This is a genomic window from Aequorivita sp. CIP111184 (assembly GCF_900489465.1).
Classification (GTDB): Bacteria; Bacteroidota; Bacteroidia; order Flavobacteriales; family Flavobacteriaceae; genus Aequorivita.
Genome location: NZ_UEFQ01000030.1, coordinates 23,351 through 42,149, shown reverse-complemented (window position 1 = coordinate 42,149; position 18,799 = coordinate 23,351). Strand labels below are relative to the sequence as shown.

Here is an 18,799-nt window from a genome sequence, read left to right as displayed (position 1 = left end):
TAGTCATTTAGCCTAAAAAAGTGATAGTTGCAGGTAATATATAAAGAAAAATTAGAGTGAAATTTACATATAAAATCGGTATTATTTGTTCAACAATTTTTATGTTGTTGCAGTCCTGTGCAATAGATAAATACATTTCAGAAGGAGAAAAATTATACACTGGAGCAACGGTAGAAATAAAATCTGATTCCGTTATTCAGAATGTAGATCAATTGAAATCGGTCCTAGAAGAAGCTTTGCGGCCAAAACCTAATAAGAAATTTTTGGGAATGCGCTTAGGTCTTCATTATTATTATAAAATGCAACAAGAAAATCCAGGTTTTATAAATCGGTTTCTATATAAAAAATTGGGAGAGGAGCCAGTTTACAAAAGTGATGTAAAGCCTTATGAAGTTGAGGAAATATTAGTAAATAGAATGGAAAACAGAGGTTTTTTTTACAGTGATGCAACCTCAGAATTTGATGAAAAGGAAAAGAAAGCTTCTGCAAAATATGTTGTTACTGCACCATCACCGTATACAATTGCACAATATCAATTAGATACCCTACCACAACCTATTTATTCTGAAATACAAAAAAGTGTTTCCCAAACAAAGCTTTCCAAAGGAATGCGTTTTGATCTTTCAAATATGAAAATGGAGCGCGAACGAATTGATAGCGATTTAAAGAATAATGGCTATTACAACTTCAACCCAAGTTTTTTAATTTTTGAGGCCGACACCAATCAATACGATAAAAAACAATTTGATCTTTTTCTTCGATTGAAAGATGAAGTTCCTAAAAAATCAATTGTTCCCTACAAAATTTCAAAAATAAATGTTTATGCCAATTATGATGTGCAGGATTCTACAGAAAATGATACCGTACGTTTTAACCAAAAGAATTATATAAATAGCGAAGACTTTTTCAAACCGAAATATCTTGACCCGTTTATCACCTTAGAAGAAGGACAGTATTACAGCCCTGAAAATTCAAAGAATACCGCTAGAAGGCTTTCCTCTATTGGTGCCTATAAATTTGTAAATATTCAGTACAAAGAGCAAGATTCATTACTTTCTGATAGCTTGGGAATATTAGAAGCCAATATTTTTCTTTCACCGTTAAATAAGCGAGCCATACGAGCGGAATTGCATGCAGTATCCAAGTCTAATAATTTTGCTGGGCCGGGATTGGCCTTCACTTTAAGCAACCGAAATTTATTTAATGGGGGTGAAACAATAAATACCACTGCAAATGTTGGATATGAAGTTCAGGCCGGAGGTAGCGGTAATAGTGGTAAAACAAGTATCGATCTGGGTTTAAAATCGGAACTTATTTTTCCTCGTGTAATTTTTCCATTAAAAATAAACAATAACTTTTTTGAGTATGCTATTCCGAAAACAAAAACTAGTGTAAGTATCGATTATTTAAGTAGAACGAAACTTTATGCACTGCTTTCCGGAACGGCACATTTTGGATATTTGTGGCAGGCCAATCGTTATGTTACCCACGAAATAATACCAATTTCTATAAACTATACAAACCTCTCAAATACAACTCCCGAGTTTGATGCCATTTTGGAAGCTAATTCATTTTTGAAACGCAGTTTTGAGCAACAGTTTATTTCCGGGCTCAACTATTCCTTTACCTACAATGGGATGGTTGATGCCACAAAAACAAATCAGTTTTTTGTGAACACCACACTGGATATTGCAGGGAATAGCGTGAGCATTTTTGGGAAAGATAATGGTACTGGTACAAAAGAGTTTTTAGGCCTCGAATATGCACAATATGCCAAAGCAGATATAGATTTAAGATATCATTTTAATTTTGGAAAAGAACAAGTTATTGCCACAAGACTTTTTGGTGGTTATGGGGTTCCCTATGGCAATTCAGAAGTAATGCCGTATGTGAAACAATATTTTTCTGGCGGACCTTATAGTGTGCGAGCTTTTAGGATTCGTTCACTGGGGCCTGGAACTTACAATGATGAGAACAATCCCGATAGTAACTATTTTGACCAAACCGGAAACATACGTTTAGAGGCGAATATTGAATACCGCTTTCCAATTATTTCCTTTTTTAAAGGAGCTGTTTTTGCAGATGCTGGGAATATTTGGAATTCAAAGGCAAATCCATCTTATGATGGTAAAGACAAATTTACTTCCAATTTTATTAATGAATTAGGAATGGGAGCAGGGGTAGGACTACGTGTGGACGTTCAAGGATTTGTTATTCGGTTTGACTTTGCGGCGCCTTTCCATGATCCTGCAGATTCGCAAAATTTCAATTTTGACATAAACGAAACCGTCTTTAATTTTGGAATTGGCTATCCTTTTTAACGAAGAATAGGTTTTTTATTTGTTAAGTTCTTCTAGTAATTGATCGTAATCTTCAATTTTTACATGAAGAACACCGCCCAAGCTAATGATTGGTGTAGTTAACGAATCTATTTTTACTGTAGAATTTACAAATGCTGGAGCAAGTTGGCTTTTCAATTCAGGTTTTTCAGAAAAGCGATAGGAGGAATATAAATAGCTGCTTTTGTCAAGATTTGAAATAAGGCTGTCGCAAGTAACACAATTTTCTGGTATATATACAATCACTTTCTTTTTAGGCTCTATTTTTATAGGTTCAGATTCTCGTGGTAAAGCTCGGCGCGAAAGGCTATCATTAACTTCCAAATTATACGTATAGTTTGCTTTTTTTCCTCTATCCACAAACAAATTAGTAAGCAATACTTTAGAAGCTGCAGGAACGCGTATCAATCGTGGCTTACTCTTACTTTGACGGAAGTTAGTTCCCTCTACGGTTATCATAACATCCAAATCTTGTTCATTTTTATTCAAAGCATAAAGAAATAAACGATTTGCTTTTGTTTCTTCAACAATTTCTATTTGTCTTTCTTGTGAAAATAGGGGAGTGCAGCTAGTTAAAATAACAAGTGCGAAGAGTAATCTTTTGAGCATTGAGAAATGTTTTTATGGTTTCCGAAGATATAAATTTCAAGGGGAATTCAAAAAATATTTATTTGAAATGCCAAATTTTTAAAAATACCGAACAGTAGAATTAAATATGCTCTGTTTTTATTAATAAAATACGTGGCAACTTTGTGAAGCTTTTAAGAAAGTATATAGAAACCATACCGACATATTGTGCGTATATATTATGTATTAAAAATATATTATTTTAAAATAAACCAAAAAAATTATGAAGAGCTATTTATTAAAAACGATTACGGTATCTTTTGGATTATTGGTAGGGCTTTCACAGGTTTCCTGTCAAAATAAAGAAAAAAAAGATGCTGATAAAGTAATGAACAATACAGAGGAATTAATGGATTCATCAAAGGAAATGGCTATGAATACGGAATTTCCAAAAGCAAAGTCAGATGCCGAATGGAAAAAAGAACTTACACCTAATCAATATGAGGTAATGGTAAAAAAAGGAACTGAAACTCCTTTCAACAATGCATACAATGATAATCACGAAAAAGGTATTTATGTGAGTGCTGCAACTGGCGAACCATTGTTTAGTAGTGATGATAAATTTGAATCTGGAACAGGATGGCCTTCGTTTTCAAAACCTATTAATGATGATGCGGTTATTTGGGTAAAAGATAACAGTCTAGGAATGACCAGAGATGAAATTGTTGAAAAATCCACTGGATTACACTTAGGTCACGTTTTTAATGATGGACCTGAACCAACAGGTTTAAGGTATTGCATGAATTCCGCAGCCTTAAAATTTATTAAGCAAGATTAAATACTTTTTCAATTTTAGTAGTGCTTGAAAGTTTTTCTAGGAAGGTTTTATTAGAATAATTATCCTTTTTGAATTTCTATTTATTTTATAATTTATCAATTATAGTAATAATATGATCACTTCTGAAATATGATAAAATTGCAATAACTATTAAACTTCAAAGGCTTAAAATTTTATTTTAGCTGGCAAAAGTGATATAAAATGTTATTATTCCTTTACTTTAACCATTTTTATGATTTTAAGTATTTAATTTTCTGTACCTTTGACCAACTCGGATGAATTACAATTAAAATCCACCTAGGTACACCAATAAAACTACAAGTAACATATAACTAATTCAAAAGTCATCCGCCTACCGTGGATGGCTTTTTTTATTCAAAAAAAAACAAATGGCAAAGTCGCAACAGACATACAGTAAGAAAGAAAAAGAGAAAGCTAAGATTAAAAAGCGTGAAGAAAAACAAAAGAAAAAGGAAGCCCGAAAATCTGAAAAAACACCGGGTATTGATTTTGTTTATGTAGACTATAATGGAAATTTAGTTGACACTCCGCCAGATCCTTCTATGAAAGTAGAAGTTGACGCGGAAGATATTGTATTAGGAATACCTAAACAAGAAGAGGGTGATCGTGAAGCTTTTGATCCTGTTAGAAAAGGAAAGGTTTCGTTTTATGATTCTTCGAAAGGTTTTGGCTTTATCGTAGATAATGAGAACAGCGAAAAATATTTTACCCACGTTAGTGGAATCATTGACGAAATTGCAGAAAACGACAACGTTTCTTTTGAACTTGAAAAAGGCCAGCGCGGAATGAATGCCGTGAAGGTTACAAAAATCTAGACATCGTTTTTATATAAAAAAAATCCCGCAATTGCGGGATTTTTTTTTAACCAAATCAATATCTATTTTGTTAGATCGCTTGCTTGATTTTTAAGATCTGTTGCTTCTCTTTTTGCAGCATTTTTAAGCTGATCATATTTGTCTGAAATTGTACCTTCAACTTCTCCGGCTTTTTCTTTTAACTTTCGGCCAGTTTCGTTTGCTTTATCTTTTAAATTTTGTTTTTCTTCTGGCGACATATTTTTATATTTCCAAAATGCAAATGCGCCACCTGCTATACCTAGCAGAGCTAATAATCCTTTTCCTTTATTGTTCATGTTGTTTTTTTTTAGTTTATGTGAAGGTACGGTTTTCGTCGCCTCTTGAATAATTCTAAAGTGACTTTAATATTTATTTAATACTAAAGGATGAAGTTTTAAAAAGTATTCCCAATTTTTTTTCTTTAGAAACCTACTTTAATTTAAGTATTTGCTTGTATCTTATTTCTAATCAATTTATTGTAAATTTAAGAAACATTTTTAATAAGCACTTCAGAAATGCAAAAAAATACTCTCAAGCAAAAATGTATTTGCTATATTTTTCTAATAAATTTAATAATCTGCCCACCTATATTTGGTCAAAATTTTAGAGAGAGATATCATGAAATTCTAGATGATCCGTATATCCAAGTTAACTCATCATCCATGGAAAGAAATTCGGCATATAACATACAAGGGCCTAATTATTTTACCCGTCAAGTAAATGTGGATGAAAACGGAAATAATATAGTTGGCGATGCTGGTAATGAAACTTCTATTGCTGTTGACCCCACAAACCCAAATAGGATAGTAATTGGTTGGCGTCAATTTGATTCCGTAACTAGCAATTTTAGACAAGCGGGTAATGGGTATTCTTTAGATGGGGGATTAAGCTGGACTTTTCCTGGTGTATTAGACCCAGGAATATTCCGTTCAGACCCTGTGCTTGATTTTGATAAAGACGGTAATTTTTATTACAATAGTCTGACAGGTGATTTTACCTGTGAAGTTTACAAAATAACAGATGGAGGTAATGATTGGGGGTCGCCTGTGTCTGCTAGAGGAGGAGACAAGCAATGGATGCGTATAGACCGCACAGATGGTATTGGGGAAGCAAATAATTATTCTTACTGGAATGGAAACTTTTCAAATTGCATTGGTGCCTTTACGCGTTCCACAGACGGCAGTGAAACTTTTGAGGATTGTATTTTTATTGATGATGATCCTGTTTGGGGAACACTGGCGGTAGATGCTGAAGGGGCACTATATTTAACAGGAACTTCAAATTTAGGAATTATTCTTGTAAAATCCACATCAGCTAAAGATCCGTCCAGCAATGTTATGTGGGATATGGTTACACAGGTAGATCTGGATGGAGATTTAAGATTTCGAAGACCTGTAAATCCAGAGGGATTAATGGGGCAAGCTTGGGTAGACGTCGATGTTTCTAATGGATCAGGGCAAGGAAATGTCTATGTGGCTGCTTCGGTATTTCGTTTTTCAAATAATGATCCTGGTGATGTTATGTTTGCAAAAAGCACAGATGGTGGTAATACATTTCTGCCCCCTGTTAGAATTAATACAGATTCGGGAACGGAAGCTTATCAATGGTTTGGAACTATGGCGGTTGCACCAAATGGTCGTATTGATGTAGTTTGGCTGGATACACGCAATGCAACCAACGGAATTGATTCAGAGCTCTATTATTCTTTTTCTGAAGATGAAGGAGAAACCTGGTCTGAGAACGAGTCTATTTCTGAAATTTTTGATCCTTCTGTTGGTTATCCGCAGCAAAACAAAATGGGAGACTATTTTGATATGGTTAGTGATGACGAATATGTCCATCTGGCTTGGGCTAATACTCTTAATGGTGGACAAGATGTTTATTATACCCGCATATCACCCTCAGGTATACTGAATGTGGAAACTATAGCGGTTAATAACTTTCAATTAATAAGTTATCCCAATCCTTTTACTGATAAGATATCCTTAGAGTTTACATTAATAAATTCTGAAAAGGTACTGATAGAGGTATTTGATGTTCGGGGTAGAAAGCTTAACACATTGCTGGATGAAATTGTGTCCTGGAAACAAAAAATATTATGGAACGGAACTTCAGAAACTGGAACGAAATTAGCATCGGGACTCTATTTCATAACCTTAAAATCTGAAACAAAAAGCGCAACGCTCAAAGTTATATTGAAATAAGTTTATTTTTTTATCAATTTCGTATTATAGATTTCTCCGTCAACTACTATTTGCAAAATATACGTTCCGGGATCTAAGAATTGTGTATTAAATTCTCCATTACTAATTTGTTGGTCTTTTATAACAAACTTTCCAGAAAGATCAATGATGCTGATTTTCTCAATAGTTACTTTTTGGGGTGAAATAATCTGAATGCTTTCTTCTGCAGGATTTGGATAAACTTGTACTTGATTTCTTATTCCAAAATCTTCAATTGCCAATAAAGGACACGCAATTTGAACAGGTTCCAGTCGGTCTATTGTAGTTCCATCACCCAGTTCTCCAAATTGATTTCTACCACAAGAAGACAAAATATTTTCATCGTTTATTACAAAGGTATTGTAAGCACCCAATGCTGTGGTTTCCCAGTTAGTATTGGTATCAAAAAGAGTAGGTTCTAAAATATTGTCTAAGGTTCCGTTCCCTAATTGTCCAAAATTATTATATCCCCACGTCCACAACGTGTTATCAATCTTTTGTGCAAAATTGTGGTGATAATAGGTTTTTATATTCTTCCAATCAGTATCTGCACCAATCTGTATAGGCAAAAGTGTAAGGGTTTGGCTAGAGGTGCCATTTCCTAATTGTGATTTATCATTGCGCCCCCACGCCCATAGTGTACCGTCATTTTTAAGTGCAAGCGTATGGTCCCAGCTAGCATTTACTTTTTCCCAATCATTACCTGTAGCAACTTGTGTTGGAGTTAACTGGTTGGTGGTAGAACCGTCTCCAAATTGTCCATAACCGTTTAAGCCCCAAGCCCAAAGGGTACCGTCTGTTTTTATTGCGAGTACATGAAATAAACCTACTGAAAAGCTTTCCCAATCATTATCCAATCCTATTTGTTCAGGCGCATTTCTATCATTTATGGTATTGTCGCCCAATTGTCCATGATCGTTTAAGCCCCAGCTCCACAAGGTTCCATCATTTTTTAATGCAACCGTAAAAAAATTCCCTACACCTACAGCTTGCCAGTCTATATCAGTATTTATTTTGATTGGCACAGTAGTATCTATGTTTGTTCCGTCTCCTAATTGTCCCTGAACATTTGAACCCCAAGCCCAAAGTGTATTATCGTTTTTAAGAGCAACTGTGTGATAAAGCCCCCCTGCTGCAAACTTCCAGTCGCTGTCCGTTCCTACTTGAATGGGTGCTAGCATATCAGTAAGGTTACCAATTCCCAATTGACCTTTTTCATTAAGACCCCAACTAAACAGCTTTCCATCTTCTTGAATAGCGACTGCATGCCAAGCTCCTTTTTCTATTTTCGTCCAACATTGAGCAATGGTAGTATTTCCAATAAATAAAAGAATTAATAATAAAAATTTACCGCTGTATGGTTTAGGCTTTTGTGAGGTTAGTATTTTTTTCATTGGTTAAATTTTAATAAATATACATTTTTTTGTTTTTATTGATCGGATTGGCAAATAAGAATGATTTGTAATAAATTTTTCGCACGTTCAAACTGTCACTATATTTGCCAAAATATTTTTTATGTCACAGCAGGTTTCTGAAAAGGAAACTTCCGAGCGGGAAGAAGGGGTTAATTCAAAGCAGAATATACCAAGTATTGAAAACAAAGAAATCAATTCCGAAGAAATAGCGAAATGTATTGCTATTCTTGAATACTTGAACACCAATACCGATCAAATTTTTGAAATTCCCAAAGAACAGCGTACAGCTTTGATAAAAGCTTCCGGACAACTTTCAAGACCTGATCGCGATGAGTTTTCACGCAGAAAAAAAGATGCAAAGAAAGCAGTAAAGCGTAAGCAGGCAAACAAAGATAGAACTGCGCGAAAAGAAACTGGGATTAGAAGCGCACGTGAAAATGTGGTGTTTGTAGCTCCCAAATTACTTCAAACTTCAGAACACTCTTCTAAAAAAGAACTTGAGCTCGAAACCCCGCGTAACTGTTATGTTTGCAAAACCCTTTTTACAAAACTTCACCATTTTTACGATACTATGTGTATTGAGTGTGGTGATTTCAATTATGCTAAACGTTTTCAAACTACAGATTTAACGGGTCAAGTAGCTATTATGACAGGCTCCCGCTTAAAAATTGGTTATCATATTTCTTTAATGTTACTTCGTGCGGGCGCCACTGTTGTTGCTACAACACGATTCCCCGCAGATTCGGCGTATCGTTTTGCACAAGAGGAAGATTTTCACCAATGGGCAGATCGTTTAAAAATTCACGGTTTAGACCTTCGGCATATTCCAAGTGTGGAAATTTTCTGTAATTATATAGAGCAGAAATATAAAAATCTCGATATTCTCATAAATAACGCAGCACAAACTGTTAGAAGACCCGCAGGATTTTATCAGCATTTAATGGCGAAGGAGGAAATGCCTTTTGAAGAACATCCGCAGTTTGTGAAAGATTTATTGCACGATCATATAAATTGCTTGCAGGAATTGAAAACCCTCACAGCTGATATTGGCAAAAATCCAAACAAGAATTTACCTGTAACTTGGCATGGTTCTGAACCTGGAATAGGTATTCGTGCTTCAGCTAAACTTTCACAAATTCCATATAGTTTTGATAACTCCTTAAGCGCGAAAGAGGTATTTCCAGAAGGAAAATTGGATGCAGATTTGCAACAAGTTGATCTTCGGAAAACAAATAGTTGGCGTTTAAGGCTTGGTGAAATTGAAACAACTGAAATGATTGAGGTTCAACTAGTAAACTCAATCGCACCTTTTGTACTTTGTAATCGGTTAGGTGAGATTATGAAGAAGGAAAATACAGGAAAGAAACACATTATAAACGTCTCGGCTATGGAAGGGAAATTTCACAGATTCTTTAAGGAAGATCGTCATCCACATACAAATATGGCAAAGGCAGCACTCAATATGTTGACGCACACAGCTGCGGGAAGTCTTGCAAAAGAAGGAATTTATATAAATGCCGTAGATACCGGCTGGGTAACCGATGAAGACCCAATAGAACTAGCAAAACGCAAAATGGAGCTTCATGACTTTCAACCACCTTTGGATATTGTTGATGGAGCTGCCCGGGTTATGGATCCATTAATTGATGGAATAAACACTGGAAAACATTGGAGCGGAAAGTTTTTAAAAGATTATAGACCTATTGATTGGTAGTTTTCAGAGAATAGACCTGAAGGAATAAAGAAAAAAGACTTTAAAAAAAGAAGTATGAATAGCGAACAACTCAACAATCCTTTACACGGTATTAAACTTGCAGATATAATGGAATATCTTGTGGATTATTACGGGTGGGAAACTCTGGGTGAAAAGATTAGAATAAATTCTTTTAACAGTAATCCATCAATAAAATCTAGTCTCACTTTTCTTCGGAAAACTCCTTGGGCGCGTGAAAAAGTGGAGCAACTTTATCTAAAAACTAAGTCCAAATAAAACATCAGAAAATTCGTTCGTAATAAATCTTCCATTTATTCGTCCAAAACCTACAAAAGGACGTAGTTTTGCAAACCTTCACAAATGGGGATTTTATGACTGAGGCTAAAGACGCGATACAAGAAAAAAAGACTGACAAAGAACTGTATAGCTACCAAAAAGGAGCTATTGACAGGATTTTTGAGAAATTTGAAACAGCCCCTGATGATTATCATTTGCTTTACCAACTTCCAACCGGAGGTGGAAAAACCGTTATTTTTTCTGAAATAGTCCGTCAATATTTAAAGCACCACAATAAAAAAGTGCTTGTAATGACCCACCGTGTGGAGCTTTGCAAACAAACTTCAGATATGCTTAGTAGCTTTGGGGTAGTTAACAAAGTAGTAAACAGTACCGCAAACCTTTCAGATCAAGCAAAATACAGCTGTTTTGTGGCGATGGTTGAAACCTTGAACAATCGCCTTAATGATAACAAACTTGATATTTCAGATATTGGGTTGGTTATTATTGATGAAGCTCACTATAATTCTTTCACCAAACTTTTTAAATTTTTTGAGAAATCTTTTATTCTCGGTGTAACCGCAACGCCGCTAAGTTCTAACAGAAACCTTCCTATGAAGGACAATTACAATGAGCTAATTGTGGGTGAAAGTATTCAGTCTTTGATTGAAAACGAATTTTTGGCTGAGGTTGAAGTTTTTCAGTACAATATGGGGTTAACGTCCTTGGAGATCGGCTCCAATGGCGATTATACCGTGAAATCTTCAGATGATCTGTATTCAGCAGTGGGAATGCTGGATCAATTGTACCAAGCGTATTTGAACCATTCCAAGGGAAAGAAAACATTGATTTTCAACAATGGGATAAATACTTCTATCCAGGTATATTATCATTTAAAAGCTGAAGGATTGCCCATTATGCACTTGGATAATACAGCTACAAAAAAACAACGAAAACAAATATTAAGATGGTTCCACGAAACTCCAGATGCTGTCTTGACTTCCGTGAGTATTTTGACTACAGGTTTTGACGAACCAACCATTGATACTATTATTCTTAACCGAGCAACGCGTTCCTTAACCCTTTATTTTCAGATGATTGGTCGTGGATCTCGAATTTTGAACAACAAATCAAGATTCTCTGTAATTGATTTGGGGAACAATTACCAACGTTTTGGGCCATGGGAAGCACCATTAGATTGGCAAGCAATTTTTAGATCTCCAGATTATTACATGGACAGATTGCTTACAGATGAAGATCTGGAAAGCAATTTCCGTTATGAGATGCCCGAAGAACTTCGCGCGGAATTCGCAAAAAGCAAAGAGGTTTATTTTGACATAAAATCTACATATCAAGAAGCAACATTTCGGGGTGAATCTTCAAAAGTAGTGTTAGAGCGTTCCATTGCGCATCACGCTTATATTTGCATTGAAAATAGCGAAGATGTTTACGATGCTTTGGGCTTGGCAAAAATGCTTGGCGATGATATTGATCACCGCATCGAAAAATATTCGCAATGTATCAGCAAAAGCACCCACAATTTTATAAGTTGGTTAAAGGACGATTATCGTTTAAAACTTCGTAGTTATCTACGCGATAATTTTGATGAAGTTTTTGAAGAAATCCACGGTCATCCCCCAAAAGATTAGATTTTCGACTTGATGATATTTAATTTTATCTTTTTTTTTCGCTATAATTTATAATAATAGCTCTTTTCTCATTGTAATTTATTAAATTTAAAACTGAAAATATATCTATAATAAAATGATTTACAGTTAGTAGGACATTTATTATTGAAAACTCAGTTTTTTTCCTCACTAGATTATTTCCAAGATTAGTATAAACTTTTAATTAATCTGACTTACTATAAGTTCAGGTCTATTTGAATATTAATTTAAAAAATAATTTTATGAGCACACTTTTTTTAGGTAGTTGTGATGTAGGCAAAGTACCTGCAGACCGCAAAAAATTTCTTTCTCCATATCATAAAGATGGATTAACATCTTCTGCAGTATCCTTTAGGGATGACGATAGAACTACTTGGCGTTCGTTTAGGGCAGGTGAAACAAGTGAAGTAGCAGAACTACAACAATTTCTTTTTAAAGCTGGATTTATGCCTAGAGGGGTTATTGATGGAGTTTTTGATTATGTAACACAAGCAGCCGCCAGACTGTTTCAAGAATATATTCGCACGATGGATCCAGAAGGTGATAAAACCATGGTTCCAGACGGAATAGTAGGTAATGGAACAATGCAACACGTACAACGCTGGAAAAGCCAAGGAAAAGTAGCAGATTGGGGTAAGTCATCTACCGCCAATTCAACAAAGGAATACAATGATTGGATAAAACTGCTAAATCAAGCTAAAGCACACTACAAAGCAAACCCAGGGCCCATCATGCAGGCCGTGAACGCTCTTCCCAAAACATATTCAACCATAAAGGTAAACGACTGGAATTTTTCAACAGATGAAATTCATTTAATAGGAATACGTCGTAAACAAGACGCTAGAGCTGATGTACGTCGCGCTAATGATGACCTTTTTGTTTTACTGGTAAATGGTATGGTATTTAAATTTTGGGGCTCTACAGATCCAAGTAAGAATATGGTTAAAAATAATATTCCTCCATCACTCGTAGAAGGGCAACATAAATATAGATTTGGCTGGCACAAAATATCTGAAGAAAAAAAGATCTATCGCGCATTAAAACCTTATGATCCATCAGGAGTAATCATTTTAAGGGACTTAGACAGGGACAATGCTTTAACACCTAACGACTTAAAAATTAGAGGTAATAACAGTTTGGAAGTAAATAACAGCATTAACATCCATTGGTCTGGAGTTGGCACCTCTAATTGGTCGGCGGGATGTCAAGTGATTGCTGGTAAAAATTATATCAATAATCAAAATCAGTTTGTGGATTGTTCAAAATTTGCTTCTTCAGCTTACAGTGAGCTAAACACTTCATCCAAAAAAACAAAAGGAGCCTATAATATTTTGGCAGATTTGATAGTATGTTATTCTAAGCCCGGAGTGGATCATGTGCTCTATACTTTGGGTAGAGAAGAGTCACTAAACCTTGACGCTAACTTTGGTTCCAATTATGCAATCGATGCTTTAAAAAAGATGAACCCGAGCGCTGTATAATAAACAACCAAATTTTAAAGCTGTGCTGACAACCTAAAAACGTTAAGTTTTAAGAAGCTGTCCCGTAACTATAAATTTTAGGAAAAATGAACGGAGATAAAGACTTATAGAATCAATAAGTACATAAATGTGGATTATTAGTGCTTGAAACGCTACTTTTGCAGTAAATAAAAACAAGCATGGAATCATTCAATGAGCTTAATATATCCAAACAACTGCAATATGCCATTGCAGATTTGGGTTTTGAAAAGCCTACGCCTATACAAGCACAGTCTTTTTCGGTAATTATGTCGGGAACCGATATGGTTGGGATTGCCCAAACCGGAACCGGGAAGACTTTTGCGTATATGCTTCCTATTTTGCAGGATTTGAAGTTTTCAAAACAAGTTCATCCACGAGTGATGGTATTAGTACCAACACGTGAATTGGTTTTGCAGGTAGTAGAAGAAATAGAAAAATTTGGAAAATACTCTTCAGTTCGTGTAGTAGGGATTTATGGAGGTACAAATATCAATAATCAAAAGGAAGCTGTTGCGCAAGGTACTGATATAATCGTTGCTACTCCGGGACGTTTATATGACTTGATAATCAGCCGAGCCATTCAATTGAAAACCATAAAAAAAGTTGTAATTGATGAAGTAGATGTAATGCTCGATTTGGGTTTCCGATTTCAGCTTACAAACATTTTAGAGCTGCTTCCCGCGAAACGACAAAATATTATGTTTTCGGCAACAATGACCGATGATGTGAATGTTTTTATTCATGATTTTTTCGTTGCACCAACCACCGTTTCTGTGGCGGTTAGTGGAACGCCTTTAGAAAATATTTCGCAATTTGCGTACGCGGTTCCTAATTTTTATACAAAAGCCAATCTACTAAAACATTTGCTTCAGAATGAAAGTGATTTTAAGAAAGTGTTGGTTTTTGTTCCAAATAAGAAAAGTGCCGATATGCTTTTTGATATATTGGATGAATTCTTCGGAAGTGAAGTTGCGGTAATCCATTCAAACAAAACACAGAATTATCGAATACGTTCCATAGAAAACTTTAATGCAGAAAAAACGAGAATTCTTGTAACTACAGATGTCATGGCGCGGGGTTTGGATTTAGACCAGATTAGTCATGTAATCAATTTTGACACACCTGTATTTCCAGAAAACTATATGCACCGAATTGGTAGAACAGGAAGAGCAGAGCAGGAGGGAACCGCTATTTTACTATATACTGAAAAGGAAAAAGAAGCTAAAGAAGCTATAGAAACCTTGATGGATTTAAAAATTAAAGCCATTGATTTTCCAAAAGAAGTTGAAATAGCAACACAACTCACCTATGACGAACAACCGCAAATTATAGAGATAAACAACCCCAATAACTTAGAGGAAGTAGGTCCTGCTTTTCATGAAAAGAAAGAAAAGAACAGAAAGGAAAATCAAGGTGGTTCGTATAAGCGTATTATAAAGCAGAAATACAAGAAGCCCAAAACGCGAGGAGATAAAAATTACAACAAAAGAAAAAAGGGAAAATAAAATTTACGGATCGTAAATAATCTCAACAAATACAGCGTTTGCCTGTAATACAACGCTTTTTATTAAATAGGTTTCATTTATTTTAAGTGTATGGCCAGATTTTCTGGTTACTGAAAGATCACTATAAATATATCTTGTTTTCAGGGCTCTTACAATGTCATTTGCGCGGAGAATATCATCATTCTTGAAGCCACTTTCATTTCTATAAACCAGATCGAATACCGGTTCGATTATTTTTGTTCCTTGTATTTTTCCACAGTACAAAAAGCCTGTTTTGCCTATTTCGTGAAGTTTTACAAAAGCTAACATATCATAATCGCCTGTAATTTTTTCATTCCGAATGTATTCCAAATAAGAAGTAACGCTATTTTCAGCAGTTGCTTTTATCCAAGCCGCTTCGTCAAGTTTTGAATTGTTTCCTTTTAATTTCAGTGAATCTATTTTTTTTAGGGCAGTCAAGGTATCTTTCGCCATTTTAGAATATTCAAGGATTTTATTGGTAGAATCCTTTTCAATTGCGGCAAGATTTAAATAATTTTCATAACCTTTTACATTATCCTGGCTTTTGGCATCAATCCAAGCAAGCTCTAAACTTTTTAAATATTTCATTGAATCGAGCGAATCTTTTGCTGTTAGCGCGTAGATTCCACGAGGATAGCTATCTAAATACGCGGTATAACTTTCAATTGTATATTCTGAATTGGCCACTTTCCAAGCCTTTTCATCTTCACTGGGTAATGCGAAATAATAAAAAAGGCCAATAAAAGCAAAAGCGATTACCGTGTAAAGAGTAATTTTTTTAATTCGCTTTACGTTTTTCGCATTTCGCTTTTTAACGTTGTAAACACGCGCGCTATCTGAAAGATATTTCATTCCTTCATCAAAATTATCATTATAGCGAGCCGCCCAGGTTTTTGTGGGTTTAAATTTTTCAAACCATTCTTGAGCAATTTCAAATTCCCTTCCAGACAATAAATCTTTCCTATTCTCCTTGTGGGCTACATAGGCATCGCAAAGACGCATGTACTGGAGAGCTGCTTCACTTTCCTCGTCAACCCAAATGTTTAGGGTTTTCCAATGCCTAATGAGGCTTTCGTGAGATATGTCTATAAGTTTATCGTCAGAATCGGCTATGCTGTCAATAATTAAAAAGGAACGGTTTTTCTTTATAAAGTTATTTATTACGCCCAATAGCTTTTCTTCATTGGCGTTGGTCAATTCCAATAAATCGCTCATTTTTGCAGGCCTGCGTATTTTTCTGCCGTTTTCATCAATGGTAGTTAGGGCTTGAAAAAGTGCTTTAGCCAGTGGCAATTCATCAATTTTCAATTCTTTTAGAGCTTCATCAGCATGCATTGAAAGCGCATTTTCTATTCCGCCAATTTGCTTATAATCATGTAGATCGAGTTCTCCACTTTTATCTGTTTCGTTTTCATATTCCCACATTCTCATTAAGGCGTGTTGAACCAAAGGCAGTTCATCCTTTACTTCACCTAAATCGTTTATGAGCTGAGAAGTTAGCGCAGTATTGAATTTACCTCCATATAATTTTGCGGGACCTTCAATCACTTTTTTAAGTTCCAATCTATTTAATCGAGGCACCAAATATTGACTTCTATTCAAGGCTTCTGGAAGGCCGAAAAATTGTGCGCAGTCGCCAATAAAATCGGAACGCATTGTTAGTACTACGTAAAAGGGAATACGTTTTTGTTCTGAAAGCTTTAAAATTATATTTACAAAATCTATAGCTTCGTTTTTATAGGAAGGATCCTTTTGTTTTAAGGAAAAGCGAAAGAGTTCTTCAAACTGATCTACCAATAAAAAGAAATTGGAATTTTTAGTTTTCCGAAGTGGTTCTATAAAATCTAAAATAGCAGAAACACCTTCTTTTTTAATTCGTTTGACGAATTTCTGGATTTCTGCAATTTCTATTTTAGGATTAATTTGTTGTATAATAGTTGCAGCCAAGTTATACATCGGGTTTTGTCCCGGTTTCATAATTGCTATTAACCATTGGCTACTATTTTCCACAAGAAAACCACCTTTTAATGCAGGAATTAACCCTGCTCTTATCAAAGAAGACTTTCCGCTGCCCGAACTTCCTACTACTGCAACAAAACGGTTGGCATGTAGACGCTGTAATAATTCTAGAGTCTGCTCGTCTCTTCCGAAAAATAATAAGTTTTCATCATCTCGAAAAGGTCTAAGTCCCACATAAGGATTAAAGGAATTACTCATAGATTCTCAGCTTTTAGGTCGTTTAAAAAAGCTTCCAATATTGACTGATCAATGGGTGCATTATGACTATGGTCTACCAATTTCACCATCGGGTTTTGGGCTACTTTAATAGATTCCATATCTTTTTCGGGAGGGGTTACGTATATAAAAATGTCTTGTCCGTAGCGATCGTAATCCATTAATTTTTTCAGTGTATTCTTAACTCGAATATCTACCCAATCTTTATGGGTTTCATTCCCATATAAAAAAATAAATTTTTTGGCTTCGCTAATATTTGAGTATAATGATTTAATATTCTCTTGCGGATCACCATCCTCTGGATTAAAGATTAAATCTACATTATAATCGTTCAAGATTTTTTTCAGATTAAAGGCTTGTTTAAAATCATCGGTATGCGTGTCCAGCAATACTTTTATAGGAGCTCCCTTTGAATTTTTTTGCTCTGAAATTTTTTGTAAATGTGCTTGTTGTACCTGTTTGGCATAGTCATCAATCAGCATTGCCAATTCACCTTCGTTACCACGTACAAATTCATATTTTTTAGATGAGAGCGTTGCATTTTCCAAGCCTCTAAGAAACTGCTGATATTCCTTATTTTCTGTTTTATTGAAATCTGTACCTCTTGAGACCCAAATTAACTGTGGAGTTGCAGATTCTAAACCTATTTCTGTCTGTCTTTGAATGTAGCGCGCTTCAGTTTCTCCAGAAATTTTACGGCCCGGGAAGTTTCCTAAAATATGTACTGAAAATTGTGATTGGTCAATAGCTTCTTTTGTTAAGCTATCATGGGTTTCAGCATCGCTGGTAGAAGGATCGCCTGTTATAATTTTATATCCTTTTTCTTTTAAATCAGCAATAATTCCATCACGTCTGTCTATGAGAGAATCATTCACTTCAGCCATAAAAATAGTGAAGTCATTATCTTTTTTTTCTTCTTTAGGAAGTATTTTTTGTTCTTCTACGGGGGTAATTTCTTTTGAGAAATCATCAAAAATTCTCACTAGGGCATTACGCAGCTGGATCATCTGAGTACTAAATTCTGGACTGGTGTTTTTTAAGGGATCGCCGTAATCATCATTGTCGTGAAAAGGAAAACCGCTAGTGCCGGTAAGTTTATCCAGCCAGTCAGTATGTGGTATATTCGACATAAACACAGGAATAATACGTGAACGGTTACCCACTGTTAAGCCTACTTTTTCTTTCGTTACCTTTTTATAGAAGTGGTCCAATTCTTTTTTGCAATATTCAGATTGAGGATAGAGTCTGGAATACAGACAGATCATAATAGCAGATTTATCTATTGCCTCTGCTATGGAATTGTCAAAAACCTCGCTGCGATCGAGATTATTTGAATCCCACCAAATTTTAATGTTTTTGGAGTGTTTGTTGAGTTTAGTATCTAGATATTTATAAAATTGATCTATCCACCCTTCTTCCTCAAAGGTTTCAGATTCATTATCAGCGTGCACATAGCTGATGAAAATATCATATTCATATCCGGGAATTAATGCCATAGTATATCCTTTTAGTTATAATAAAATTGGCCCAAAGTGTAGTGAGGATAGACTAATATTTGCACTAATTTACAAATTGTCAGCTATTTATCTGTCTCATTTCCAATAAAATCCTAATATTAATGCTAAAAAAGAAGTAAAGAGA

14 protein-coding genes are annotated in these 18,799 nt (G+C 35.1%); 9 read left to right on the top strand and 5 right to left on the bottom strand.

Annotated elements, in window-relative coordinates; translation table 11 throughout:
- Positions 1–56: 56 nt before the first annotated feature.
- Positions 57–2,321, top strand: coding sequence for a BamA/TamA family outer membrane protein (locus AEQU1_RS14610; RefSeq protein ID WP_408730913.1), 2,265 nt, complete (start codon positions 57–59; stop codon positions 2,319–2,321).
- Between the two features lie 15 nt (positions 2,322–2,336).
- Here the strand turns inward: AEQU1_RS14610 and AEQU1_RS14605 are convergent, their stop codons facing one another.
- Positions 2,337–2,948 (bottom strand): hypothetical protein, encoded by a 612-nt coding sequence (locus AEQU1_RS14605; protein WP_111882284.1) that lies wholly within the window; start codon positions 2,946–2,948, stop codon positions 2,337–2,339.
- Between the two features lie 241 nt (positions 2,949–3,189).
- On the opposite strand from AEQU1_RS14605, the gene msrB reads away from it, so the two are divergent.
- Both msrB and AEQU1_RS14595 read left to right on the top strand, forming a co-directional pair.
- Positions 3,190–3,744 (top strand): peptide-methionine (R)-S-oxide reductase MsrB, encoded by a 555-nt coding sequence (gene msrB / locus AEQU1_RS14600; RefSeq protein ID WP_111882282.1) that lies wholly within the window; start codon positions 3,190–3,192, stop codon positions 3,742–3,744.
- Between the two features lie 389 nt (positions 3,745–4,133).
- Positions 4,134–4,580, top strand: coding sequence for a cold-shock protein (locus AEQU1_RS14595; protein WP_111882280.1), 447 nt, complete (start codon positions 4,134–4,136; stop codon positions 4,578–4,580).
- Positions 4,581–4,642: 62 nt separating this feature from the next.
- On the opposite strand, the gene AEQU1_RS14590 is transcribed toward AEQU1_RS14595, so the two are convergent.
- Positions 4,643–4,897: a YtxH domain-containing protein gene (locus AEQU1_RS14590; RefSeq protein WP_111882279.1), complete on the bottom strand. Its 255-nt coding sequence runs from the start codon at positions 4,895–4,897 to the stop codon at positions 4,643–4,645.
- Positions 4,898–5,263: 366 nt separating this feature from the next.
- Between AEQU1_RS14590 and AEQU1_RS14585 the strand changes: the two genes are divergently transcribed.
- The gene (locus AEQU1_RS14585; RefSeq protein ID WP_181566790.1) at positions 5,264–6,805 is read left to right on the top strand and encodes a T9SS type A sorting domain-containing protein; all 1,542 of its coding nucleotides are present in this window, start codon (positions 5,264–5,266) and stop codon (positions 6,803–6,805) included.
- 2 nt (positions 6,806–6,807) lie between these two features.
- Here the strand turns inward: AEQU1_RS14585 and AEQU1_RS14580 are convergent, their stop codons facing one another.
- Positions 6,808–8,217: a T9SS type A sorting domain-containing protein gene (locus tag AEQU1_RS14580; RefSeq protein WP_111882275.1), complete on the bottom strand. Its 1,410-nt coding sequence runs from the start codon at positions 8,215–8,217 to the stop codon at positions 6,808–6,810.
- 121 nt (positions 8,218–8,338) lie between these two features.
- Between AEQU1_RS14580 and AEQU1_RS14575 the strand changes: the two genes are divergently transcribed.
- The 5 genes from AEQU1_RS14575 (at position 8,339) to AEQU1_RS14555 (ending at position 14,902) form a co-directional block, all read left to right on the top strand.
- A complete protein-coding gene (locus tag AEQU1_RS14575; protein ID WP_258455305.1) occupies positions 8,339–9,952 on the top strand; it encodes an SDR family NAD(P)-dependent oxidoreductase in 1,614 nt (537 codons plus the stop codon).
- A 54-nt stretch (positions 9,953–10,006) separates the two neighbouring features.
- The gene (locus AEQU1_RS14570) at positions 10,007–10,228 is read left to right on the top strand and encodes a VF530 family DNA-binding protein (RefSeq protein WP_111882274.1); all 222 of its coding nucleotides are present in this window, start codon (positions 10,007–10,009) and stop codon (positions 10,226–10,228) included.
- 95 nt (positions 10,229–10,323) lie between these two features.
- A complete protein-coding gene (locus AEQU1_RS14565; protein WP_111882272.1) occupies positions 10,324–11,877 on the top strand; it encodes a DEAD/DEAH box helicase in 1,554 nt (517 codons plus the stop codon).
- A 260-nt stretch (positions 11,878–12,137) separates the two neighbouring features.
- Positions 12,138–13,376: a peptidoglycan-binding protein gene (locus AEQU1_RS14560; protein ID WP_111882270.1), complete on the top strand. Its 1,239-nt coding sequence runs from the start codon at positions 12,138–12,140 to the stop codon at positions 13,374–13,376.
- Positions 13,377–13,555: 179 nt separating this feature from the next.
- The gene (locus AEQU1_RS14555; protein WP_111882269.1) at positions 13,556–14,902 is read left to right on the top strand and encodes a DEAD/DEAH box helicase; all 1,347 of its coding nucleotides are present in this window, start codon (positions 13,556–13,558) and stop codon (positions 14,900–14,902) included.
- Between the two features lie 3 nt (positions 14,903–14,905).
- On the opposite strand, the gene AEQU1_RS14550 is transcribed toward AEQU1_RS14555, so the two are convergent.
- Together AEQU1_RS14550 and AEQU1_RS14545 are read right to left on the bottom strand one after the other, a co-directional pair.
- Positions 14,906–17,140, bottom strand: a complete 2,235-nt coding sequence (locus AEQU1_RS14550) for a hypothetical protein (protein WP_111882267.1) — start codon at positions 17,138–17,140, stop codon at positions 14,906–14,908.
- On the bottom strand, positions 17,137–18,654 hold the full coding sequence (locus AEQU1_RS14545) for a toll/interleukin-1 receptor domain-containing protein (protein WP_111882266.1): 1,518 nt from the start codon (positions 18,652–18,654) through the stop codon (positions 17,137–17,139). Before AEQU1_RS14545 ends, AEQU1_RS14550 begins: the two co-directional genes overlap by 4 nt.
- Positions 18,655–18,799: the final 145 nt, after the last annotated feature.